The organism is Corynebacterium sp., from assembly GCF_030532965.1.
Taxonomy (GTDB): Bacteria; Actinomycetota; Actinomycetes; order Mycobacteriales; family Mycobacteriaceae; genus Corynebacterium.
Genome location: NZ_JAUNKC010000027.1, coordinates 16,448 through 39,396, shown reverse-complemented (window position 1 = coordinate 39,396; position 22,949 = coordinate 16,448). Strand labels below are relative to the sequence as shown.

The 22,949-nt window shown below is 55.3% G+C and carries 30 protein-coding genes and 1 other RNA gene; 22 read left to right on the top strand and 9 right to left on the bottom strand.

Annotated elements, in window-relative coordinates:
- The first annotated feature begins 526 nt into the window (after window positions 1–526).
- Both Q4D85_RS11445 and Q4D85_RS11440 read left to right on the top strand, forming a co-directional pair.
- A complete protein-coding gene (locus Q4D85_RS11445) occupies window positions 527–1,195 on the top strand; it encodes a DUF4375 domain-containing protein (protein WP_303200549.1) in 669 nt (222 codons plus the stop codon).
- Between the two features lie 10 nt (window positions 1,196–1,205).
- The gene (locus Q4D85_RS11440; protein ID WP_303200548.1) at window positions 1,206–1,727 is read left to right on the top strand and encodes a DUF4240 domain-containing protein; all 522 of its coding nucleotides are present in this window, start codon (window positions 1,206–1,208) and stop codon (window positions 1,725–1,727) included.
- Between the two features lie 92 nt (window positions 1,728–1,819).
- On the opposite strand, the gene Q4D85_RS11435 is transcribed toward Q4D85_RS11440, so the two are convergent.
- The 3 genes from Q4D85_RS11435 to Q4D85_RS11425 all read right to left on the bottom strand — a co-directional run bounded on the left by Q4D85_RS11435 (window position 1,820) and on the right by Q4D85_RS11425 (window position 3,525).
- Entirely contained in the window at window positions 1,820–2,452 is a 633-nt protein-coding gene (locus tag Q4D85_RS11435) for a hypothetical protein (RefSeq protein ID WP_303200547.1), read from the bottom strand.
- A 120-nt stretch (window positions 2,453–2,572) separates the two neighbouring features.
- Window positions 2,573–2,764: a hypothetical protein gene (locus Q4D85_RS11430; protein WP_303200546.1), complete on the bottom strand. Its 192-nt coding sequence runs from the start codon at window positions 2,762–2,764 to the stop codon at window positions 2,573–2,575.
- A gap of 182 nt (window positions 2,765–2,946) precedes the next feature.
- Window positions 2,947–3,525: a DM13 domain-containing protein gene (locus tag Q4D85_RS11425; protein WP_303200544.1), complete on the bottom strand. Its 579-nt coding sequence runs from the start codon at window positions 3,523–3,525 to the stop codon at window positions 2,947–2,949.
- Between the two features lie 403 nt (window positions 3,526–3,928).
- Here Q4D85_RS11425 and Q4D85_RS11420 point away from each other — a divergent pair, with 403 nt between their 5' ends.
- The 7 genes from Q4D85_RS11420 (at window position 3,929) to Q4D85_RS11390 (ending at window position 10,376) form a co-directional block, all read left to right on the top strand.
- Entirely contained in the window at window positions 3,929–5,410 is a 1,482-nt protein-coding gene (locus Q4D85_RS11420; protein WP_303200542.1) for a methylmalonyl-CoA carboxytransferase subunit 5S, read from the top strand.
- A 9-nt stretch (window positions 5,411–5,419) separates the two neighbouring features.
- Window positions 5,420–6,976, top strand: coding sequence for an acyl-CoA carboxylase subunit beta (locus Q4D85_RS11415; RefSeq protein ID WP_303200540.1), 1,557 nt, complete (start codon window positions 5,420–5,422; stop codon window positions 6,974–6,976).
- A gap of 18 nt (window positions 6,977–6,994) precedes the next feature.
- Window positions 6,995–7,255, top strand: coding sequence for a hypothetical protein (locus Q4D85_RS11410; protein WP_047261448.1), 261 nt, complete (start codon window positions 6,995–6,997; stop codon window positions 7,253–7,255).
- Window positions 7,256–7,270: 15 nt separating this feature from the next.
- A complete protein-coding gene (locus Q4D85_RS11405; RefSeq protein WP_047261449.1) occupies window positions 7,271–7,633 on the top strand; it encodes a biotin/lipoyl-containing protein in 363 nt (120 codons plus the stop codon).
- A gap of 104 nt (window positions 7,634–7,737) precedes the next feature.
- On the top strand, window positions 7,738–8,820 hold the full coding sequence (locus tag Q4D85_RS11400; protein WP_303200537.1) for a S1 family peptidase: 1,083 nt from the start codon (window positions 7,738–7,740) through the stop codon (window positions 8,818–8,820).
- 58 nt (window positions 8,821–8,878) lie between these two features.
- The gene (locus Q4D85_RS11395) at window positions 8,879–9,712 is read left to right on the top strand and encodes a hypothetical protein (protein ID WP_303200536.1); all 834 of its coding nucleotides are present in this window, start codon (window positions 8,879–8,881) and stop codon (window positions 9,710–9,712) included.
- A 37-nt stretch (window positions 9,713–9,749) separates the two neighbouring features.
- Window positions 9,750–10,376 (top strand): hypothetical protein, encoded by a 627-nt coding sequence (locus Q4D85_RS11390; protein ID WP_303200534.1) that lies wholly within the window; start codon window positions 9,750–9,752, stop codon window positions 10,374–10,376.
- Between the two features lie 127 nt (window positions 10,377–10,503).
- On the opposite strand, the gene hisN is transcribed toward Q4D85_RS11390, so the two are convergent.
- Window positions 10,504–11,310: a histidinol-phosphatase gene (hisN, locus tag Q4D85_RS11385; protein WP_303200532.1), complete on the bottom strand. Its 807-nt coding sequence runs from the start codon at window positions 11,308–11,310 to the stop codon at window positions 10,504–10,506.
- On the bottom strand, window positions 11,310–12,140 hold the full coding sequence (locus Q4D85_RS11380) for an inositol monophosphatase family protein (protein WP_303200531.1): 831 nt from the start codon (window positions 12,138–12,140) through the stop codon (window positions 11,310–11,312). The genes hisN and Q4D85_RS11380 overlap by 1 nt, the downstream gene beginning before the upstream one ends.
- A 62-nt stretch (window positions 12,141–12,202) precedes the next feature.
- On the opposite strand from Q4D85_RS11380, the gene prfB reads away from it, so the two are divergent.
- The 5 genes from prfB to smpB are packed head-to-tail and all read left to right on the top strand — an operon-like array spanning window position 12,203 to window position 16,042.
- Entirely contained in the window at window positions 12,203–13,306 is a 1,104-nt protein-coding gene (gene prfB / locus Q4D85_RS11375) for a peptide chain release factor 2 (RefSeq protein WP_303200530.1), read from the top strand.
- A 38-nt stretch (window positions 13,307–13,344) separates the two neighbouring features.
- Window positions 13,345–14,034 carry a cell division ATP-binding protein FtsE gene (gene ftsE / locus Q4D85_RS11370; protein WP_303200529.1) on the top strand — a complete coding sequence of 230 codons (690 nt, stop codon included), beginning with the start codon at window positions 13,345–13,347 and terminating at the stop codon, window positions 14,032–14,034.
- A gap of 22 nt (window positions 14,035–14,056) precedes the next feature.
- Complete coding sequence (ftsX, locus tag Q4D85_RS11365; protein ID WP_303200527.1) at window positions 14,057–14,959, top strand: permease-like cell division protein FtsX; 903 nt, start codon at window positions 14,057–14,059, stop codon at window positions 14,957–14,959.
- Window positions 14,941–15,540 (top strand): hypothetical protein, encoded by a 600-nt coding sequence (locus Q4D85_RS11360; protein WP_303200526.1) that lies wholly within the window; start codon window positions 14,941–14,943, stop codon window positions 15,538–15,540. The genes ftsX and Q4D85_RS11360 overlap by 19 nt, the downstream gene beginning before the upstream one ends.
- 13 nt (window positions 15,541–15,553) lie before the next feature.
- Window positions 15,554–16,042, top strand: a complete 489-nt coding sequence (gene smpB / locus Q4D85_RS11355) for an SsrA-binding protein SmpB (RefSeq protein ID WP_047261459.1) — start codon at window positions 15,554–15,556, stop codon at window positions 16,040–16,042.
- Here the strand turns inward: smpB and Q4D85_RS11350 are convergent.
- Window positions 16,032–16,865 (bottom strand): alpha/beta fold hydrolase, encoded by an 834-nt coding sequence (locus Q4D85_RS11350; RefSeq protein ID WP_303200524.1) that lies wholly within the window; start codon window positions 16,863–16,865, stop codon window positions 16,032–16,034. The two genes, smpB and Q4D85_RS11350, sit on opposite strands and share 11 nt — an antisense overlap.
- Window positions 16,866–16,951: 86 nt before the next feature.
- Between Q4D85_RS11350 and ssrA the strand changes: the two genes are divergently transcribed.
- Window positions 16,952–17,344: a transfer-messenger RNA gene (ssrA, locus tag Q4D85_RS11345) on the top strand.
- Between the two features lie 143 nt (window positions 17,345–17,487).
- Window positions 17,488–18,726: a site-specific integrase gene (locus Q4D85_RS11340; protein ID WP_303200521.1), complete on the top strand. Its 1,239-nt coding sequence runs from the start codon at window positions 17,488–17,490 to the stop codon at window positions 18,724–18,726.
- 329 nt (window positions 18,727–19,055) lie between these two features.
- On the opposite strand, the gene Q4D85_RS11335 is transcribed toward Q4D85_RS11340, so the two are convergent.
- The 3 genes from Q4D85_RS11335 to Q4D85_RS11325 are packed head-to-tail and all read right to left on the bottom strand — an operon-like array spanning window position 19,056 to window position 20,258.
- A complete protein-coding gene (locus Q4D85_RS11335) occupies window positions 19,056–19,529 on the bottom strand; it encodes a hypothetical protein (RefSeq protein WP_303200519.1) in 474 nt (157 codons plus the stop codon).
- Entirely contained in the window at window positions 19,526–19,924 is a 399-nt protein-coding gene (locus Q4D85_RS11330) for an ImmA/IrrE family metallo-endopeptidase (protein WP_303200518.1), read from the bottom strand. Before Q4D85_RS11330 ends, Q4D85_RS11335 begins: the two co-directional genes overlap by 4 nt.
- Complete coding sequence (locus Q4D85_RS11325) at window positions 19,902–20,258, bottom strand: hypothetical protein (RefSeq protein WP_303200516.1); 357 nt, start codon at window positions 20,256–20,258, stop codon at window positions 19,902–19,904. The genes Q4D85_RS11330 and Q4D85_RS11325 overlap by 23 nt, the downstream gene beginning before the upstream one ends.
- Window positions 20,259–20,564: 306 nt before the next feature.
- Here Q4D85_RS11325 and Q4D85_RS11320 point away from each other — a divergent pair, with 306 nt between their 5' ends.
- The 6 genes from Q4D85_RS11320 to Q4D85_RS11295 all read left to right on the top strand — a co-directional run bounded on the left by Q4D85_RS11320 (window position 20,565) and on the right by Q4D85_RS11295 (window position 22,948).
- Entirely contained in the window at window positions 20,565–20,810 is a 246-nt protein-coding gene (locus Q4D85_RS11320) for a hypothetical protein (protein ID WP_047261463.1), read from the top strand.
- A 52-nt stretch (window positions 20,811–20,862) separates the two neighbouring features.
- Window positions 20,863–21,045, top strand: a complete 183-nt coding sequence (locus tag Q4D85_RS11315; protein WP_047261464.1) for a helix-turn-helix domain-containing protein — start codon at window positions 20,863–20,865, stop codon at window positions 21,043–21,045.
- Between the two features lie 13 nt (window positions 21,046–21,058).
- Window positions 21,059–21,283 carry a hypothetical protein gene (locus tag Q4D85_RS11310; protein WP_303200513.1) on the top strand — a complete coding sequence of 75 codons (225 nt, stop codon included), beginning with the start codon at window positions 21,059–21,061 and terminating at the stop codon, window positions 21,281–21,283.
- A 572-nt stretch (window positions 21,284–21,855) separates the two neighbouring features.
- Window positions 21,856–22,359: a hypothetical protein gene (locus Q4D85_RS11305; RefSeq protein ID WP_303200511.1), complete on the top strand. Its 504-nt coding sequence runs from the start codon at window positions 21,856–21,858 to the stop codon at window positions 22,357–22,359.
- Window positions 22,356–22,739, top strand: a complete 384-nt coding sequence (locus Q4D85_RS11300) for a hypothetical protein (protein WP_303200509.1) — start codon at window positions 22,356–22,358, stop codon at window positions 22,737–22,739. The genes Q4D85_RS11305 and Q4D85_RS11300 overlap by 4 nt, the downstream gene beginning before the upstream one ends.
- The gene (locus Q4D85_RS11295; RefSeq protein ID WP_303200507.1) at window positions 22,736–22,948 is read left to right on the top strand and encodes a hypothetical protein; all 213 of its coding nucleotides are present in this window, start codon (window positions 22,736–22,738) and stop codon (window positions 22,946–22,948) included. The genes Q4D85_RS11300 and Q4D85_RS11295 overlap by 4 nt, the downstream gene beginning before the upstream one ends.
- The last annotated feature ends 1 nt before the right edge of the window (window position 22,949 follow it).

The window sequence follows — 22,949 nt, the reverse complement described above, 5'->3', positions numbered from 1 at the left end:
CTGTAGGTAACTCGACCTTTTCATGGATCGGTGGGTAGTTTCGGGGCCTAGGGGAGGTAAAAGTCGAGTTGGGTCAACGGATACCGGGCTAGCCGCGCCTTGATATGGGACTTGGGGGAGGGGCTTCGGATGGTTGTGGGGGCGTAGGACAGGTGGTGATGTGCCCAGGCTCGTTCTTTGGGGTGGGGAGTTTTTAGTGGTGTGGATTCCGGTGTTTTTGTGCGTCTATGACCTGCATCAAGGAAGGTAACGGTGCAAGCTTTTGTAGGTAACTCGACCTTTTCATGGTGTGGTCGGTGGTTTCAGGGCCCAGGGGAGGTAAAAGTCGAGTTGGGTCAACGGGTACCGGGCCAACAGCTAGTGTGTGGCGAGGTACGTGGAACTTCGTCTAGAGAAAAAGTAGGGCGGAAAATGAACTTCCGTATCATCAAAACGGCAGGCTATGGCGTAGGGCAATTAACATATTGCCAACATTGTTGTAAGCCAGGAGCGCGCGTATTCTTAGGCGAGACATCAAGGAGGAGACATGCTGGCAGGATTTGCAATCGCTGATGTTGCAGTGACCGAAGAAGCGATAGAGATCACGTTGGAAAACGGGGTGGTGGTGACCGAACCCTTATCGCGGCATGTGACATTAGAGAAAGCAACTAAGGCTCAATTATCCCAATGGGAAAAGACCCCAGACGGCTTTGGGCTGAACTGGCCGGAAATCAAACCACCAACCCCAGACGGAATCATTGATGTGCTGTATTGTCTGCAAAGCTCGCTGTATGATGCGGCGGAAAACCGGTGGGAATCGGTAGGGTGGGATCTCACACAATTAAGCACCGATGACCAACAGCTTGTCGCGCTGTATCTGATGGAGCTTGAAATCAATAACGGTGGGTTCCTGGCGTTCTTCGAAAATGGAGGCACCACAATTTATGATCTCGCACTCGCCGCTTTAACCCGGATGGGGGCGAATGACACTATCAAATTGTTAGAGGCAATGATGGGCCTAATCACCCCAGCCATAACGATCGCTCAGTCCGATGCTTCCCGCGACGTCATGGAGGTCATTCTCGCAACACTCACGGAACAGGACGATGACGCTTTAGAGGAATTGGAAAAGAGATTCTGGGATTATCCCGAAAACCTCCCCGCGTTGGTGGTGGCGACCTATAGTGATAAGGTCACAATGAGCAACCACACATAAAGGGGAGAAAATGACAGAATCTGAGTTTTGGGATCTCATCGAATCCTTCGACTGGGACGAGCTTGGCGACGATGAAGCGGTGGTGGAACCGGCCGTCGAAAAGCTCGCGGCGGGAACGGTAGACAACATTAATGCTTTTACCGAACACTTGCACCGCTTTTTATACACACTCGACACCCGCGAACACGCCCGCTACGCATACCTAGGCGAAGCCGATCCCGATAACGGCGACGACTACATTTCGGCCGACGACTTCCTCTACACCCGGTGCGTCGTGGTGGCAAACGGCCGCGAATACTACGCCGAAGTGCTCAACGACCCGAGCCACATGCCGCGCGAGATGGAATTCGAACACCTGCTATATATCGCGGCCGATGCGTATGAACGCAAGACTGGAGACGACTACGACTACAGCAGTAACTGGGATTTCGAAAGCTTCAGCAACAAGGAAGGCTGGGCACCGAATGAAAACACTCGCCCCGGCACCATGACCGGGGAGAACGTGCCACCTGGAAATCGTCGGCCAGTGTAGCCATCTGCGCTGATTCATTGGGGTAGTGGTGAAAACACCATTCGAAATAGAACTGCGGCTTGGTTAGTTTCGAACCGGCCGCAGTTTTGACTTTATCCAGCTGCAGCCTGAACCCCTTTTGCCGTCAATTCCCCATACCACTTTTCCGGCGTACTGCGATGCGCTACAGTGCTCACCCGAACCAAACCGTGCCGCTCCAGCTCAGCCGCACTGGCTAAAACTTCGTCAAGCGTTAGCCCCGAGACCTGGCTTAAGCGGCTAGCGAAGACCTGGATTCCGCACACTGCGCCCAAGACCAACAGTGTTTGGATCAACAGCGGATTATTTCCCCGAAGCACACATTTCCGCGCGTCATCCGGCACCGGATCTGAAATTGTGCTCAGCGCGCGGCGAGCTCGGTCGCGTCCTTCCATTACTAGTTCGGTCATTCCTGCTTTCAACACCAGGGCGACAACCGGACTGAGAAAAGCCGCAGAAATAAGCGGAGCTAACCACGGCGGCATATCCGGCAAAACCAAGGGCAACCCGAAATAACTGGCACCAGATGCCGCCACCGAAGCTGCAATCGGTAGCACAGCTGCCAGCAGCTTAGCTGCAATTGTGCGATACACCCGATTGCGTGAACGTGAACCAGGCGAAAAATCCAAGGTATTGACATTCATTCCGGACCCAATATCCCGGGGCACCACGAAAATGAAAGCCACTAGTGCCACAGCTGTAGCCACAGTTCCCAAAAGCCACTGGCCGCTCGAGAACAGGAGCATCGAATAGACGCCAGGAAAAGATGGCGCTAACAGCCGGAAAACTGGGAAATCTATCCCTGCGCGCCGGGATAATTCAGCTTTTCATTGGGCTACCGGTAGCGATGATACTGAGACGATGGCACAGTTTTTGCTCGATGTGGCAGCTTGAACGGTATTTTCGGCTGAGTTTTCCTGTGCGGAAGTATGTGCGGAAGCGTGCGTGGAAGCGAGTGCGGAAGACTCGGAGGAAGCCTCCGCAGAAGTCTGCGCAGAAATAGGAGTGGATTCGGTCACGGTTTCCCCTCAGTTTTTCCGTCAGCCTCATGTTCGGAGCATGACGGGTGTCTCTGTGGTTTCTCAGCAATTAGTAGCGCTGGTACTACGGTATCGCATGATAGGTGCTGCCTGCGCATCAAAAAACCGCGCCGGGCGTGGGGTGCCCTGACGCGGTTTCTTTTCGTTTTTATTGGGTGGTGTTATACCGCTTGAAGCGCTGCGGCACCGAAGCTGACGCCGAATTGCTCGCACCATAGATCAACAGTTGGCCAGTCGCTGGGGTTGAAATCGGCCGGAAGATCATAAACCTGATTGCCGACATTGCCCTTGATTGCGCCTAAGGAAAGGTGAGGATGGTCATTCGCGGTGGTCCACCCGGCAACACCCTCAACGACAGGTCCTTGGGAGAACCACACGTTCACGTCGGGGCCGTTGGAGGTTGCGAGGTTTTCCAGGGCTAACTGGTGGCTTCCGTTGGGTAGTTTGAACACCAATGCGCGACCAGTGGTTTCGTGCTCGTGGGAGATGAAGTCCCCTTGGGCGATCAGAACCGGGGTGGTGGGGGTCTCGTTCGCTTCGGTGGTGGCAGTGCCGGGTGTTTCGCTGGTACCAGGTTCGGACTGCGCGGTCGTGGTTGCCGGGGCAGTCTGGGCTGTGAAATTTGGGATCTCGTCGTTGACCTCCTTGTCCACAAACAACAGCCATGGTTTGAAAACCGCTAGGGCGATGGCCAGCGCGATCACCGCTAACGGAGCGCCGAACTTCACTACCTTTTTCATATTGATTGACCTTTCCTATGTGTTCTTTGGTTCTGCATAGGTCAACGCGGCGCTTAAATTTTCTATTCCCAAAGTTTTTAAAAAATTTGAAATCTGCCGGTATTGCGGGTCGGAGAACGGGCAATGGCGCAGGTTCGGTGGTGAATGAGTGGGATAAAATGTGCGATTGTTCACTTTTGAACCGGCACGTGATCGCCCGCTCGTGTCTGGTTAGGGTGTGACGGGGGTAGGGCGACGGAAAAATTGTGCAACAATCCTAGGGATTGAGCAGCGCAGATTTTTTGTTCGGGCATAGCGTTTGGGAAAAACATGGGTTGAATGTGTAAAAAACCAAAAGAAACGGGTGCAAAACTGGACAAAACCGAACATGCGGAAAGTGGAAAACTGCAATAGTCTTGGACGTATGAGTCCACGAAAAATTGGAGTGACCGAAGTTGCACTCCGTGATGCACACCAGAGTCTATTTGCCACCCGTATGGCCCTGGAAGACATGGTGGATGCTTGCGAGGATATTGATAAGGCCGGATTTTGGTCCGTTGAGTGTTGGGGCGGTGCGACTTTCGACGCGTGTATCCGCTTCCTCAACGAAGATCCTTGGAAGCGTCTGCGCACCTTCCGTGAGTTGATGCCCAATTCCCGGTTGCAGATGTTGCTGCGCGGGCAGAACCTCTTGGGTTACCGCCACTATGAAGACTTGGTGGTGGATAAATTTGTGGAGAAATCCAAAGAAAACGGAATGGATGTATTCCGCGTTTTCGACGCCTTGAACGACCCACGCAACCTCGAACGCGCCATGAGTGCGGTGAAGAAAGTAGACGGACACGCCCAGGGCACGATCTGCTACACCGTTTCGCCGCTGCACGATGTCGAAGGCTACGTGAAACAAGCCGGTCAGCTTCTGGATATGGGCGCGGATTCCATCGCGTTGAAGGACATGGCGGCGTTGCTTAAGCCACAGCCGGCATACGACATCATTCGGGGAATTAAAGAAACCTACGGCGAGGACACCCAGATCAATGTCCACTGCCACTCTACGACCGGCGTGACTTTGGTGACCTTGATGAAGGCCATCGAGGCAGGCGCCGATGTGGTGGATTCTGCGATCTCTTCCTTGTCGCTGGGCCCAGGCCACAATCCGACCGAATCCCTGGTGGAGATGCTGGAAGGCACCGATTACACCACCGATTTGGATATGGACCGGTTGATCAATATCCGAGACCACTTCAAGAAGATCCGCCCCAAGTACAAGGAATTTGAGTCCAAGACCTTGGTGGATACCAATATCTTCCTCTCTCAGATTCCAGGCGGCATGTTGTCGAACATGGAATCGCAGCTGAACGCTCAGGGCGCAGGCGACCGCATCGACGAAGTGATGGCTGAAGTGCCGCTCGTGCGTAAGGATGCAGGCTACCCGCCGCTGGTTACACCTTCCTCCCAGATTGTTGGTACCCAGGCGGTATTCAACGTGCTGATGGGGCGGTACAAGGTGATGACCGCCGAATTCGCGGACCTGATGTTGGGATACTACGGCGAGTGCATCGGCGAACGTGACCCCGAGCTGATTAAGCAGGCTGAGGCTCAGACCAAGAAAGAAGCCATCACCTGTCGGCCCGCGGATCTATTGGAACCAGAATGGGATAACCTGCGCGACGAAGCCGCGAAACTGGAAGGTTTCGGCGGCAGCGATGAAGACGTGCTGACGAATGCCCTCTTCCCAGGCGTTGCTCCGGGATTTTTCAAGACCCGCCACGAGGGCCCGAAGAATGTGGGTACCGATCCGGCGAAGTTGAAGAAACGGGAAAACGAACCGGTCCTGGAGCCGATCACCTACCAGGTGACCGTGGGTGGCCGCACCCAAACTGTCCGCGTCGAGCCAGCTGAATAAGGAGACATCATGGCTAACGAACCAACAATGGCCCAGCGCCTTGAGCAGCTGGAAGAAGCACGCAAAAAAGTAGAACTCGGCGGCGGCCAGGCGAAGCTCGATAAGCAGCACGAAAAGGGCAAACTCACCGCCCGCGAACGCATCGCAGCGCTTGTCGACGAAGGCACGTTCCACGAAACCGGCATGTTTGCCAAGCACCGCACCACCCATTTCGGCATGGATACGGCGGATGCCCCAGCTGACGGCGTGGTCACCGGTTCTGGCGCGGTCTTTGGTCGCCCGCTACACATTGCATCCCAGGATTTCACGGTCATGGGCGGTAGCGCTGGTGAGACTCAATCCAATAAGGTGGCCGCCATGATGGAAGCCTCGGCTACCACTGGTACCCCGTTTGTATTCATCAACGACTCCGGCGGCGCCCGCGTCCAGGAAGGTATCGATTCGCTGTCCGGCTACGGCAAGGTGTTCTACCGAAACGTCATGCTGTCCGGCTTGGTGCCGCAGATTTCCATCATTGCGGGGCCGTGCGCGGGTGGTGCAGCGTATTCGCCAGCACTTACCGACTTCATCATCCAAACCCGCCAGGCAAACATGTTTATTACCGGCCCAGGCGTTATCAAGTCGGTGACCGGCGAGGACGTGACCTCCGATCAGCTCGGTGGCGCAGATGCCCACATGATGAAGGCCGGCAATATTCACTTTGTGGCTGAAGATGATGAGCAGGCGATCCTGATCACCCAGAAGCTTCTAAGCTTCCTGCCGCAAAACAACACCGAGGAACCACCGGTGGTCGACCCGGATCCGATTGTGGAGCCAGACCCATACTTGCGCGATATTGTGCCGGTTGACGGCAAGAAGGGTTACGATATTCGGGAGGTCATCGCCCGGATTGTCGACCGTGGCGATTTCCTGGAGGTTCAGGCCGGTTACGCACAATCAATCGTCGTGGGCTTCGGCCGGGTCGTCGGTCGCACTGTCGGTATCGTCGCCAATCAGCCAAACGTGATGTCGGGTGTGCTTGACATCAATTCTTCCGACAAGGGTTCGCAGTTTATTCGCTTCTGCAACGCCTTTAATATCCCGCTGATTACGCTTGTCGACGTCCCGGGTTTCATGCCTGGCGTGGCTCAAGAGCACGGCGGTATCATCCGCCACGGAGCAAAGATGCTCTACGCATATTCTTCTGCTTCGGTACCAAAGATCACCGTCGAATTACGCAAGTCCTACGGCGGCGCTCACCTGGCCATGTGCTCTAAGGACCTAGGCGCAGATCGCGTATTTGCCTGGCCGACCGCCGAGATCGCGGTGATGGGTGCCGAGGGTGCCGTTAACGTGGTGTTCCGTAAGGAAATCGAAGAGGCAGAAGACCCAGCCGCTAAGCGGGAAGAGCTGATCCAGCTGTACAAGGAGACCTTCTCCACACCGTTTATGGCTGCGTCCCGCGGCTTGGTGGATGACATCATCGACCCAGCTGAAACGCGCAAGCACATCGCGGATGCTCTGGAAGTTCTCGCCAATAAGCGGGTTACCCGGCCGCACAAGAAGCACGGCCTCATGCCAGTGTAATAAGGACTGAAAGTAACCATGAGTGAATTATCAAACCAAGAGCTTGCCCAGTTGGTGGCTCAGCTTAGCCAACGCCTGGATAAGGCGGAGGCGGAGCTCATTGAGTTGCGTAAGCGTTCGGATGCTTCCATTCCCGAAGATGTGGTTGTCGCCATTTCCGCGGCGGTGAGTGCGTTCTTAGGAAACAAAGGCCGTGTCAAAGCTGTGCGTTATTCCCGCCACCGTACGTGGGCTGCGCAGGGTCGTCAGAATGTCCAGCAGCGGATGCTGGGTCTGTAGAACAGGATTTAAAACATGAAACTCAACGTAACCGTCAACGGTATTGCGTACTCCGTCGAAGTCGAGGTGGAGGAAGAACAGCGCCAACTTGGTGCCATCGTATTCGGTGGCGGTGCCGCCACGATCCATTCGGAGCCTGCCACTGCCTCCGTGCAAGGTGTTTCTGCCAACGCTGTGGTTGCGCCTCTGGCTGGTTCTGTCTTTAAGATTTTGGTCAACGAAGGCGACGAAATCGAGGCTGGACAGGTGCTGTTGATTTTGGAAGCTATGAAGATGGAAACCGAAATCACTGCACCTAATTCTGGTGTGGTCAACACCATTCACGTTGCTGTCGGTGACTCTGTCCAGGGCGGACAAGCCCTGGTAGAAATTAACTAACCTAATTCGGGGTAGATGTGGAATTTTTCGGCCGAATTTCGTGGCATGATAACCAAGGTCAAACTTTTTTCATCCACCCTTGATTGGTAAAGGAACCCCAGCACATGCGTAGAAAACGTACTACTCGCAGCCTCGCCCTCTCGGCTTTTATCACAGGATTGGCTTTGAGTACAACACCAAGTGCTGGGGCTTTCACTTTGCCAGCCCCTTCCGCAGCATGGGAACAAGCCGTCAAAGACTTGGAGGCAGCCGGAATCACTGTCGATCCGAACACCATCGATCCACAGCTGATCAATGACGCCGATAAGGCCGTCGCTGGGCATAACTACAACATGGAACAGCTCATCGCGGAATACACCGGCAATGGTGCCAAGCCGCAACCAGGCGATGAAACTTTGAAGAAAGTCGGCGAGGAATACCGGCCGATTCTTGATGGGCCAAACTACCACTGGCGGCACGATACTTTTTCCAAGGTAATGGCGCAGCGCCCATTTGCTGACCGGGTGCTGCACCGGGTTCCTGGTTCGTGGTTCGATGCGCCGGATACCCCGCTGGAGTCGGTTTTCGTCGAGCGGGAAGGCAATTCGCTCTATGGGCCTTCCACTCCGGTGTATGTGGATAATAACCAGTTGTGCACCATCGCGGCCACCGGTGTGGATTCTCAGGGCCGTAAGGTGGCGATCACCGCTGGCCATTGCGGTAAGGTAGGTGCCCCGGTGATGTCCGCCGATTCGTGGCGTGTCGGTAAGTCCGGCACGGTTGTCGCACACGGCAAGGACTTGGATTATTCCGTCATTGAGCTTGGTTCCAACGCCAAGATTTCCCGCAGCTACAACGGGGTGACCGTCAATGCTGTCGGCGGCGGTAAACCCGGCAAGTGGAAGCGCGTATGTAAGACGGGTGTTGCTACCGGCACCACGTGCGGCATGGTGTGGGACGCGGATGATCGCGCTAGCATCAGCCAGGTCTGCGCCATGCAGGGTGACTCCGGCGCGCCGTTGATGGAAGGCGACCGGCTGGTCGGCATGGTGTCCGGCGGCGCTATCCCTAATTACGCTTTAGCGTGCCGAAACCCATGGCAGGGTGATGCCTTTATGCCAACCGTTTCCACCAATATGGATGCGGTCATCAGCGACATCAACGCCAAGGGTGGGGTAGGCGCTGGCTTCACGTTGCCGACGGAGTAATTCCACTACTACTAAGGAACCTGGGCGAAGTCCCAGGTTTTTTATTTCGGAAGTTGTCATGGTTTCGCTTTACGACGCCCACCTGACCGCGTTAGTTACCGCCTGCGGTGCTGAATCGGTGTTCGATCGGACAATTATGGTCCCGATCTTCGGCGAATGCTACATTGATGACCTGCTTGATCTTCGCGCCTACCAGGCACTCGCTGACGGTCACCGGTGGTTGCGCACCGGTGACCCTAAGCATTTCCGAAGGCTTATCCGCAGCCAGTATTTCGGCGTGCTGCGTGATTGTGTCCGTGCGATTCTTCACAGCAGCGACCTGCATCTTTCCGCAAGTACGGCTAGTTTATTCACTGCGCTGGCGATAGGGGAGCACGATGACATCGTGTGGAATGCCCGCCACATTGTGGCGTGCTGGGATGATGACGCTGCGATGATCGCTGATTACGGCGGTGCAGCCACATCCACCACCATGCCACTCGCGTTATCCCTGGCATTGACCGTGATCGATGATCCAGACATCCGAACCCAATGTGTCGCACTTATAGAAACGCTGGAAATCTCCCCGCCGTATCTAGGTGCCATGCGCCGATGGGATGACGAGAATATCGATGACATTGTGGCTGGCATCGTCGATTTCCGCAGTACCCTTACCAACACACCAGGCTTCCATTACGAAGCAATTGACGGCGCGATCTGTTGGGAACTAATCGCGATCTCTGCTTTACGAAAACGCGCAGGTTTAGCCCCTATTGCCCCCAATCTGCGGCATTACCAGTCGGCCCTGAATTCGATGTGCTGGCAGTCGGCGATAACCCCAACCCAGCACCAGTTAAGGGATGCGATTTTTCATTCCTCAACCGATCTGTCACATTCCTTTACTGGTATATGATTTTTTCGAATATCACGGTTAGTGAAGGAGCATCGTTGTGGATAGCCAGCTATTGGAGCGTTTTGTCGGGTGGGTTAGGTTAGGTCAGGATAATCCGCAGGTAAGTCTGGTAGACGGTCGAGAGCTCAGTGGGATAGCCCCATTGTTTTCTCAGCTCACTGGAGATATCGCTGAGTTTTACAGCCGAGTTGTGTTTGACAAAAGTCTGTTCTCAAGTACATCCCTGTTTCTTAGCTTTGAACCTTTCGAGTCACTACGTGAACTTGCAGTTGGTTGGGTGCTTTTTAAAAATCGAGAAACTGGACAGTATGAGCTTGACCCGGCGTGGGACTTCGGGGAGTGCGTCTTTTTTGCTAGGGAAATTGGGGATGGTGTCGTTTTTGTGCAGTTAGATTCGGGGATTGTCTATGGGATGATTCCTGGTGGCTGGGAAAAGGACAAACTTGCCCCGAGTTTTGAGCTGTTCCTCCGGGCTTTTTTGGACATAGCGGATGCAGAAAACGAAGTCCCAGCATATCTGGACGACGACACTATTTACCTCAACCCGGCATTCGTGCAGCGAGCAGAAGAAATCGGAATCCAGATTCTTGGGGAGGAATACTGGCCGGAATTTCGTGAGTTTTTTGGCATCGTGGTCGACAGTGATGACGACGATGACTACTAATTGGGTGCCCGGCGCGGTGGTAAACGTATAAGAAAATATGCATGACGACATGTAGCGGATTCGGCTCTCTATATTCCCATGTCGTCACATTCGCTACTTGCTACATGTCGTCCTCTGTTTGATTGGATCAATCGTGTTTGGTGGTGCTGGAAGAGCGATCATCACCGAGATAGGCTAATGCGGCTGTATGGAGTAGCCCATTGGTAGCTACGGCGTCGCCGCCGTGGGGGCCATCAATGCCGCTCAGGGAGGTAAACCGGCCGCCTGCTTCTTCCACCAGAATCGCCAGGGGGGCGAGGTCCCAGAGTGAGACCTCCGGTTCGGCGGCGATATCCACTGCGCCTTCGGCCACCAGGCAGTAGGAGAAGAAATCGCCGAAGCCTCGTAGTCGCCACGTGACGTCGGAGAGCGCAAAAAACTGATCGCGTAGGTTGCGGTCGCGCCACCCGTCGAGGGAGGAAAACGATACGGAGGCGTCGCTTAAATCCTTAACCTGGGACACCTTGAGCGTTTTAACGCTGTTATTGAAGCTGCGGTGTGCCCCGAGGTTTTTTGCCGCCCACCAGCGTCGACCCAATGCGGGGGCGGAGATGACGCCGACAACCGGGACGCCGTCGACAAGCAGGGCGATGAGCGTTGCCCACACTGGAACCCCACGCACATAGTTTTTGGTGCCGTCGATGGGGTCGATGATCCATTGTCGGCCGGTGACCGTGGCGTCGCCGCCGAATTCTTCGCCCAGGATTTCGTCCTCGGGGCGGTGGGCTTCGATAAGGGCCCGGAGGGTACGTTCGCATTCGATGTCGGCGTCGGAGACCGGGGTCATGTCCGGCTTGGAGTCGATGACCAAATCGCTTGCTTCAAAGCGGGAAAGTGTTAGCGCGTCGGCGGCGTCGGCGAGTGTTAACGCGAAATCCAGATCAGCCTGAAACATTAATTTCCTTCCAATAGTGCGGCGACCTCGGCAACGGCCTGGGCGTTGCCAGCGATCGACCATTCTACGCCGCCTGCTGTGCATTTAATGCCGACTCCGCCTGCGCCCTCGATCAGGGCTTTGCCCGGAAGCCAATCCCAATCGGCGACGCTGTGCTGCATCCATACCCCGAGGCTGCCGTCGGCGACTGATGCCAGGTCGATGGAACCAGCACCTAACATGCGGATGGTGGCGGCTTCGGCGGCAACGCGAAGCCACACGTCACGAACATCTGGTTGTGTCATGAACGTGGGGTGAATATAGGTGGCCAGACACAGCTGCGACAGGGGTGCGTCGGCAAGCGGCGTTACTGCCTTACCGTCGCGGGTTGTGGGGATGTTCGCGCCGCCGAACCAGGTGTATCCCATCGCCGGGCGGTGCACCGCGCCGAATGCCACGCCGTCGGGGGAACTAAGCGCAAGAGCGGAGCAGAAATAATCGGAACCGGACGCGAAATTATAAGTGCCGTCGACTGGGTCGATGTGCCAAACGTTTCCGCTTGTCGACGCCTTAGCGGTGCCCTCCTCACCGATGATGCCGTCGTCTGGGCGGAGTGCTTCGAGCGCACTGGCGATGAACTGTTCTGCCGCGTGGTCGGCTTCGGTGACCACGTCGGAGACGGAGGTTTTTTCTTTTGTGCTAATGCCTGCTTCCCGCAGCCGCCAGGCGAGCCGACCTGCGTTATAGACGAGTGCTTGGGCGAGGTGTTCATCGCTGTCGGTTTCGTGGGCAATGACAAAGGTTTTGACTATTGCCGGAATCATGTCTGATAGCTGCTGGGAGTTCTCCATGTTCTTATTGTGCATGCTGTGGCTTAGTCCAACTAAATGGGGGTGGGTTAGACTAGTGTGTTATGCGACCAGAGATTTCCGCTGAACTTACTGCTCTTGATACGACGTTAACCACAATTGAAAAGGTATTAAACCCCGAGGAAATGGAAACCCGGGTGCGGGAGTTGGAGGCCCAGGCTTCCGACCCATCATTGTGGGATGATCCGGATCATGCGCAGCGGGTCACGAGCGAGCTTTCTCAGGTGCAGGGGCAGTTGAAGAAATTGTTGGGGATGCGTAGCCGGTTAGAAGACATACCCGTGATGTGCGAATTGGCGGAAGAAGAAGGCGAGGACGACCACCTCGTCGAGGCCGAGCTTGAGCAATTGCGGGAGGAGATTTCTTCCCTTGAGGTTAAAACCATGCTTTCTGGTGAATATGATGCCCGGGATGCGGTGGTCAATATTCGCTCTGGTTCCGGTGGTGTGGATGCGGCCGACTGGGCGGAAATGCTGTTTCGCATGTATGTGCGTTGGGCGGAAAAGCGTGGTCATAAGGTAGATATTCACGATGTTTCCTACGCCGAAGAGGCCGGGATTAAATCGGCCACGTTTACCGTTCATGGCGATTATATGTATGGCACATTGTCGGTGGAGCAGGGGCCGCACCGGTTGGTGCGGATTTCGCCTTTCGACAATCAAGGCCGTAGGCACACGTCCTTTGCCGAGGTAGAGGTGTTGCCGGTGGTGGAGATTACCGACCATATTGATATTCCCGATTCGGAGATTCGGGTGGATGTGTATCGCTCATCGGGTCCGGGTGGACAGTCGGTGAATACGACCGATTCGGCGGTGCGGTTGACGCATATCCCTACCGGTATCGTGGCAACCTGTCAGAATGAAAAATCCCAGATCCAAAATAAGGCCTCCGCTATGCGGGTGTTGCAGGCGAAACTCTTAGAGCGCAAACGCCAAGAGGAGCAGGCTGAGCTTGATGCGCTCGGTGCCGGTGGTAATGCGTCGTGGGGTAATCAGATGCGGTCCTATGTGTTGCATCCGTATCAGATGGTGAAAGACCACCGGAACCAGTTTGAGACGAATGATCCCGCTAAAGTGCTTGACGGGGACCTGGATAAGTTCCTGGAAGCGGGAATCCGGTGGCGCATGACGCAACAACAGTCACAATGATCTACAAATTTCACAATTGTTTCGCTACAGTGGTGTAGGTGATTAGGTTTGAAAATGTCACCAAGCAATACAAAGCATCAACCCGGCCAGCGCTGGATAATATTTCGCTGAGCATAGATAAGGGTGATTTCGTCTTTCTCATTGGCCCCTCCGGGTCCGGAAAGTCCACCTTTTTAGAATTGATGATCCGCGAAACGAACGTCACCAGCGGTGACATTTATTTGGATGAATTCCACGTGAATAAACTGCGGGGAAACCAAATTAACAAACTGCGGCAAAAGATCGGCTACGTCTTCCAGGACTTCCGCCTGTTGCAACAAAAAACCGTGTACGACAACGTGGCGTTTGCATTAGAAGTTATCGGCACCAAGAAGGATAAAATCGCCAAAATGGTGCCGGACACCTTGGAGCTAGTCGGACTCTCCGGCAAAGCCAACCGATTGCCGCAAGAACTCTCCGGCGGTGAACAACAGCGGGTGGCGATCGCCCGGGCGTTTGTGAACCGGCCACTGGTATTGCTTGCCGACGAGCCCACTGGCAACCTCGACCCAGATACTTCCGACGGGATCATGGTGCTGCTTAATCAGATCAATCGCACCGGCACCACCGTGGTGATGAGTACCCACAACGCCCGGGCTGTCAATGACATGCGCCGCCGGGTCATCGAACTAAACCTGGGAACATTAGTACGCGACGATGCCCACGGCGTCTACGGCGAAGCGCAATAACGAGGGGAGTGAATTTAAGGAAATGGGACTAGCATTTGTATTCCGCGAAGCGTTTCGCGGCCTAGCGCGAAATATCACCATGACCATCGCGCTGGTCATCACCACCGCGATTTCCCTGGCATTGCTCGCCACCGGGTTCCTCGTGACCAATATGACCGACCGCACTAAGGACATTTACTTAGAGCGCGTTGAGGTGATGGTGCAGTTTGATGAGGAAATCTCGGCAACCGACAAAGACTGCTCCTCCGCAACCTGTAAAGAAGCACGAAGCATCTTGGAAAAATCAGATGGGGTGAAATCAGTTACCTTCCGCTCCAGGGAACAGTCTTACCAGCGGTACGTGGAATTATTCCAAGACTCAGACCCACTACTGGTCGCCGAAACCTCCGAGGATGCACTTCCTGCCGCCCTCCATGTGCGGTTAGTTGATCCGCTCGACACCACACCACTGAATCCGGTACGCACGATCCAGCACGTGGATACCGTCATCGACCAGGTCGATGATTTGAAAGGCGCTACCGACAATCTCGATGCGATTCGGAACTCCACGTTCCTATTCGCCGGCATTCAAGCCATTGCGGCGATCTTCTTGATCGTCAACATGGTGCAAATCGCGGCCTTTAATCGTCGTCAAGAAACCGAAATCATGCGCATGGTCGGTGCTTCCCGGTGGTACACCCAAGCACCATTCGTCTTAGAAGCAGTATTCGCAGTGCTGGTGGGTGCGATCCTTTCCGGCCTGGCGCTCTTCGCTGGTAAAGCATGGGTGGTGGATAAAACACTCGCCGGACTCTACGACAGCCAATTAATCGCCCGAATAACCACGGCCGACATTTGGACAGTGATCCCCATCGTCGCCCTGGTCGGCATCATCTTCGCGGCACTAACCGCCCAAGGTACGCTCCGATGGTACGTCCGAAAATAACCTGGACATTGGGACTTTCGGTCATGGCAGATGCAGTAGCCATGGCCGTTTCCTTTCAGCCGGGGGTCGCCGGGATGGCGCTACAGATCGGCGAATTCCGCAGCATCGAACGCGCCGTCTCCGCCGCGGGTACAGTCGGCCCCGGCTATCCGCCCACCGCAGTCCGCATCGTCCACTCCGCCGCAACCCCCACCGACGCGCTCGGCGAACTCTACGCCGCCGCGGTACGCACGGGGCTCAGCGCCGATACCATCGCGCTGATCTCCGATATCCAGATTTTGCACGACGTTTATGGCACCCGGATTTTGCTTGTCGACGGTACCACCATCATCCACGGCGCCCACCCGCCCGCGCCCTTTGACCTAGCCACCATTCAGGATTGGCACAGCATCGATCCGTTCAACGCCACCGTCGTCATACTCTCCGCAACCAACGACCACGACTACCTGGATCCATTGCTGATTACGCTGAAAGACTACGGACCTTTGATCGTCGACAAGCGGACACTGGCTGCGCTCGCCGCCGACCAAGAGGTAACGTCCGCCCCAATCAGCTGGTATCAACGACTATTTCGCCATTAGAATAAGACGAATTATGGCGAAAAAGAAAAAGAAAAACCCCTCACCAATCATCGCAACCAACCGGAAAGCAAAACACGACTACCACATCTTAGAAACCTACGAATGTGGCGTTGTATTAGTAGGCACCGAAGTCAAGTCGCTGCGGGAAGGCAAATGCTCGCTTGTCGACGCCTTCGCCACCATCGACGACGGCGAAGTATGGCTGCGCAACCTCCACATTCCCGAATACTCCATGGGGCACTGGACCAACCACAGCCCCCGACGAGTACGCAAACTCCTGCTGCACCGCCGCGAAATCGACTCGCTCATGGGCAAAGTCCGCGACGGCAATAAAACCCTCGTACCACTAAGCCTCTACTTCAAAGACGGACGGCTCAAATGCGAACTGGGGCTAGCCCAAGGTAAACAATCCTACGATAAACGCCAAGACATCAAACGCCGCACCGAAGAACGCGAAATCATCCGCGACCTCGGACGACGCATCAAAGGCATCAACGGTTAATCAAAGCGATAAACTGCCCCAACCCCGGTTGCTCCACCGGAAAATGCCCACACGAATCAAGCAACACCACCGACCTCGGCTTCAACCGCACGCTCAACCACGCCGGGGTCCAATGATCATTCGCCGGGTGCGCCAACTCCACGCTGCCCGGATCAAACTTATGCCGAAACTTAAGCAACGATGCCAAAAACCCCAACGGCACGTACACCCCACCACTTTTCGGATCGAAAGCACACAGCCGTTGTAACGCCTGATCACTACTCATCCGGCTAAACCGTGCCACCCACCGCATCGGAATCCGCAGCCGCGCCACAGGCCCCACCACCAGTGGTGCGAACACCGCACCCGCAACACCGAACACTCCAAACCTAGTGATAAACAACTGCGCGAGCAGACGGCGCGGTTCCACCAGACAGGTCGTGATCGTGCGCACCACATTCGGGCACCGTGTGGCCACATTGGCCGCCAACACGCCACCGATGCTAAACCCCACCAACACCACATCACGCGGCCAGGCGGCGACAAAGGCAGTCAACGCCGCCACCCAATCCGAATAACGGATCGCGCCGGGATCAGGGGCAACACTGGCACCGAACAGCGGCAAATCAATAACGACCGCATCGAGCGCACACAACTGGGCATACGGCCACAACGCCGCCGCATGCGCACCCGCCCCGTGGACAAAAATAACCGTGCGATCAGTTGCCCGCTGTCGATGCAGATAATGCAGCCTGATCCCACGCCAATCAAAGAACGTAGAATCAGAAGCACCCGGCGGGGCAAGCTCAACCGACGACTGAAAGAAATCCTCATACCCGCGCATAGATCGAAAGTATAATTGCACAAACCGGGGCACCGGGACTACCATGAAAGAACTTGTTGGAAACGCACAATGCCCGCCAACAACACGGGGTCGATTTTGGTTTCGACTGCGTACATTACGCCAGGGGAAGCGTGCCGGTGCAGGCTAGAGACCACCGTAAGCGTCGTAGCACATTGATAAGCGCCGAGAACACTCAGCGCGACTACGCCCTCGCTGCCTAATAAAGAATAGCCAGCGACCTGCGTGTCTGTCAGACCAGGGCTGTCCCTGACCTGGATTCTGGCATCGACTAAGGGACTTTACCGATTCATCGGGTCAACGAGGTGAATTGGGACAGTTTTCGTTGACTGTGGCTCATCATCCGGGAGTGTTCGTCCAAGCCGGAGAGTCAGAGTAAAAGATCCATTGCGCGAACTGCGCACGGAGAAGCCCTGGCAAGATGACGTAGGACCCGGGTTCAATTCCCGGCGGCTCCACTGGTTGTGATTCCCCTGCCCCTTGTGGGTGGGGGTTTTCTTGTTTTACCTGGTGTTTTGTTTTTACTATTAACCCACTTATGTGGTCTGGGGTAGTCTTGAGTTGTCTTATATTTGGCACGTTTTTGGCACGAAAGACCCCCACAATGGCACAATTCGGAAACATACGTAAACTCCCCTCCGGGCGCTGGCAAGCCCGCTACAGCCACCACGGTGGTCAATACAAAGCACCTGGCACCTTCAAAACCCAACGGCTTGCCATAGCCTGGCTAGCGGAGGAAGAAAAACTCATCACATTCGGAGGGTGGACACCGCCCAGCCAACGCGAAGCTCCCACTACTGGGGCCACAGCCGCCCTAACGGTCGGTGAGTGGGTAACCGCGTACAACGAGGGGCTCCGCACCCGAATTAACCCGATTAAACCCTCAACACACGCCAACTACGTAAAGGTCACCGAGAACCGCATCACCCAGCCGCAACCACCTGGCGACGCCGATCTCCGCATCACCGGCCTAGCCGCAACACCCCTAGCGGAGCTAACAAAAACCAAGGTGTATGCTTGGTGGTCCGCCATTTGCGAGACATACGACTCCCCGACAGTAAACCAACAGGCGTACAAACGCCTGAAGGCCGCATGCGCGGAGGCGGTCGAGCGCGAAATGATACCCCGCAGCCCCGTCGAAATTAAGGAAGCAGGTAGACGAGTCAAGGGCGACGAGAAGTATTTACCTACTGACGCGGAGCTGCACGCCATTTTGGGGCATATGAACCCGAGATATAAAGCTCTAACCTCGTTGGTTCTTTTCCACGGGCTGCGGTTAGGCGAAGCTCTCGCGCTGGAACAACACCACGTAAGGGTTACTGGGGAGGTGCCTTTTGCGCCTCGTGTGGTGGTGCGCGTGGAGCAGAATGCGCAGCGGATCAATAAACGCGGCGAGCGGACGTACATGCTATGGCAGTCGCCTAAAACCACCGCCGGGTACCGCGAGGTGCCCATCCTGCGGAGCCATACGGGGATATTTTTAGACCACCTCGCTCACTACGCCCCCACTGAAACGTGCGCCGTGCAGGTGTTTGAGAAAAGCCGCGAAGCACGGCAAGAAAAGCTGCTGCTGACAGTGACGGAGAAAGGTGCTCCGATGATGGATACCAGCTATCGCAGCGTGCTAGGCCGTGCGAAAGAACGCGCTGGGGTGTGCATGGATATCGACCCGCACTGTGGTAGAAACTGGCTGATTACTAGGTTGGCGGAGCAGGGGGCGCACTTGAAAGAGATTGGCCGACTGCTAGGACAAGAGGACATTTCGACGATCCTGGGGGTGTATATGAAGGTGCGTGCGGGGCGGGTGGACACGCTGATGGATCGCGTGGACGACTCGCTGTAGCCGAAAAAAAATAGGGCCCTCTCCAATCCGGGGAGGGCCTTTCATTTTATTGGTTTATTTGGTGCGCGGGGTTTGCGGGGTGCACACCTGCGGGCATCTGTGGCCTTTGCATACCCGACGGGATTCTCGGAGGCTCTGGTAGTCGGTCTGCGATTTCGCACAGAACCCACAGTATCCCTGAGCTCATGAGGCCGGTCACCATGGTGGTGATTATGGATATCCCTTCTTCCGGATAGGCGAAGAAGGTTAGTATGCCGATTACTATTCCTATGGCGCTAAGGCTTCCGAGCCCTATCGCGAGGTTTTTAAACAACTTGATCATGATTTTCTTAGATATTTTCTTGAGTTATATGTTCACCAGCACCGTTTTCCACGATTATATAGCTGGCAGATTCCGCCCACTCGGGGTTGTCTGTATACCGAATTTGATTAGCATATAGCTTAGCAATCGTCTCTGCCACGGCTTTGTCGGCTTGTCGGTCCAGTTGTACATTGAATACAATGTTTCCGCCCTTGCTGTAGTACACACGATTAACGGTGTAGGCCCAGGCCGGTGCTATGCCGTTTGACGCCACTGATGTCCAGGGCTCGTTTTCGGGGCCGCCTAGGGCGCTTTTTGCCCAAATTTCTATTTCCTCATCGGAGACGACGGGTTGGGATTCGACGCTAACTTCAGTTTCTGCGGTGACGGCGGTTGAAAAGCTATAGGTTTCACGCGTCGCTTCACCTTTATTCGGCGCTGAACAGCCGCTCAAAGTCGTGATCAATCCTACGGCTATCAATGTTTTGGTAAGTGCTTTCACACTAGTTTCCTTTCGTAGATCCGTCTCCAAATGAGTACTGTTTGGCGGGCTACCCCGAGTTCGTGGGCTATCGCTCCTGGGTGCTCTCCGTATAGTTTCTCAGCTTCTGCATATGCTAGCGGATCTATGAGCAGCTCCGCAGCAAAACGGTCTGCTTGCCATTCCTGCCGGGTGTCGAAGCACCCCTCGTGCCCGTGGTAGGCGTGGCCTAGTTCGTGTGCGAGTGTGTGTAAATAGTCGCCCCTACCTAGGTCTTTGGCTAAGAGTATGGTACGGGCTTGCGGGAACCAGCCGCCGAGGTCTAGGGGGTGTAGCACCCCTTGGGTGTCCGTGAGGACTTGGATTCCTAGGTCTTCGGCTAGCTGGAGGAGTTTAGGCTCCTGATCCGTAGTCATCGTCTCCTTCTTGTGGTTCTCTCATTCTCCTATCAGCAGCATAGCGGCTACCCCTTACATGAGACAGGTCGTCGATGTGGGTGACGCTCGCCGGGTTGAATTCTGCCTGGTCTTCGGCCAGGTCGATCACGTTCGGGTCGGCGTCGTTTGTGAAAAGTAATCGTGCTTCGGGGTCGGAGCGTTTGAGTATTTCGTCAAGTATTTGCTGGTTGGTTGCTTTTTGTAGCGCGTAGGGTATCCCGACACCTTCGGTTTCCCATTCGTTGAGGTATCCGGTTTCGATGAGGCCTGTGACGGGTGATTTACCGTAGCCGCGGCATAAGGCTATGACCATTTCAGGGGACAGCTTCCCCTTTTCTAACTGCCTAGAAAGGGTGCTTTGTGCGTATCCAGCTTTCTTGGATGCATTTTTTCTAGAGTCGGGGCGTATTAACTCGTCGAGCCATGTTTCAAAGTCCATGTACTTATTATGGTTGCGTTTTGTGTACCTGTCAATTCTTGCAGTTCAGGGAGTTTTTGGGGGTGCTTTACGGGGGTGGGTTGCGTACGCTAGTTGCGTTTTGTGTTCGATAGTGGCATTCTGTGTACCAGCGGCGCAAGAGCGCAACAGGAAACACAAAAACCGAAAGGAGAACACCCCGTGCAAAAAGCACCACGATACCGCTTCCGACCAGGCGCGCTAGACCACATCATGCGATCGAGGAACCTCACCACAGACGAGCAACTAGCCGCCTGCATCGGAGTAAACCCAGATGACATCACCCAGCTACGCGCCGGGGCAGAAGTCACCCCGCGCGTAGCCCTGAAAGTCGCCACCATCCAAGGCGACCCGACCTTCATCAGCGGATACTTCGACCTCGTCAACGACCCCCTAGTAGCTGCTTGAGACAAGCGCCCACCACAACCACCATCAATTCCGCATACCAGGGAAATAGCCAATGACAACCGAAATGCCCCCATGGCTGACGGTAACCGCAGCCGCCGACTACATGGGCTGCTCCAAAGAAACCGTCCGACGCCTCATCAACGAAAGAAAACTCGTGGCCACATATTTCACGCCACGCACACTTCGAGTAAGCCGCGAATCAATCGACAACCTCGCCGCAAAAAACACCGCATAGAAAGCGACTGACCATGACCCTCCTACTTGCAATCGCACTGCTACTCACAACAATCTTCCTCGCCGCGTGGGTGGCCGACGCCGACCGCAAAGCAGAACAAGCCCTCGACTACATCAACGAGCTAGAACTCCAACTCATCCGACAAGAAGCCCGAACCCATGGAACCCCTAACCGCCTTCATCGTTCTATGCACCCTAGTCAACGTGTTGTTACTGACCGTCATTATCCATCTACGTAGCCACGTGAAAAAGCATTTAGCGCAATTAATGCCGGAGCACCAGCGGTGAACCCTGGTGCGGCCTGACCCGGTCGGTAACACACGTGTGGGGTTCGACTCCCCACCCAGGCACCCAGCCCCCAAGAACCACCCCACAGTAAAACGTCTGGGCGGAACTCGGGTGGGCACGCTTTTTGAAAACTCGATAGTGAAACGCCCCTCAAAGGAAAATACTGGCGGGAGAGCGCACCACGTGAGTGCGCCACGACCCCGCAAGCCCACCAACGTACTGGGCAGGAACCCCGCAGTGGCACGCGGGAGGCAACAACCGAGGGGCAGTACAAATGAAGAACCTTCACGGCCAAGGTACGGAAAACAGATTGGCCGAAAAATGGCATGAGCATTTTTTTCAGTTATGCAACCCCCGGGTGCAACCCCTGGGCATGCCACGAGGCCACCCGGGTGTGACACCCCGCCGGAACAGTCACCAGCGGGGTACAAGCGCCGCCATGAACCCCAGCTCTCGAACAGGGGGAGCGGAACCGCTGCACCCGGGCAGCCCCACCACACACAACAAAGAATAGGGAGCCCTCATGCATGAACACCTTATTAACACCCTCGCAGCCGCGTTACCCAAACACGTAAAAGACGCGGCCAACAAAGTAAACATACGCCTCACACGATCAACCATGGGCGCGCCAAACACCTATGAAGTACAGCAAGACATGATGCTCGCCGTAGCGGCACGTAACATACACGCCCGCGACGACCTCATAGACCAATTGGGTCACGCCTTAAGCGTTCTGCATTTTGACTACGAATCAACGCAAGATAAGAACGGCCAACTGAAAAGCAAAATCGATAACCAAAGAGACGAGCTGTCAAAGATTATCGAGGAGCGCAAGACGCTCCAGATCGAAATACGGAATATAGGAAAGCGACTCACGGTGTGGCACCAACGCCAAGCCAAAGCACAAAAAGCCCTCGACGCGCTCCGGGAAAAACACCCCGAGGTGGATTACACCGACCTTGCTGATGCGCTCAGCCTCACCCTCGAAGAACACGTCGAACCGGGTAGTGAGGAGGTGGGGGAGTGAGCACGAAACCCAACCCCCTCGACCTGCTAGCCAAGGCCAGCCAGTGCATCGCAATGGCTAGGACACTCTCGGGGTTCACGGCGAAAAACCACGCGGAACTCAACCAAGCAGAACGCTCACTCGCACGAGTGCAGCAACGCATATTAGCTGAGAAACAACCCCCGGTTAAACACCAACCGCACCCCACACAGGTGCAGCTGATGCACACCGAACGCGCCCTTATCCTCCGCGAAAAGCAAATGGAACTGGCCGCGATCGCCACTAAATGGACTGCACCCCAGCGCACCATATCGGCCATGAGTGATGCGATCGACGCGCTCACTTTGGAGATCAACCGGATACACCAGCTGCAGAAAATCCCACGGAAGGAAGCCTCATGACCGTAACAACCGCCCTGATACGCGCCGCCCAGGAGCACCTAGAAAACCTCGATGATAACCAGCTGCGGAAAATGCAAGAGTACGGCACCCTGCCGGACGATCTCACTTGGGAAGAAATCGACGACGCGATCAAAGACATCGACCTTCTGGACTTGTACTACAAGGCCGCCGCATTTGACCAAATAACCCGCACACCACAAGAGGACTAAC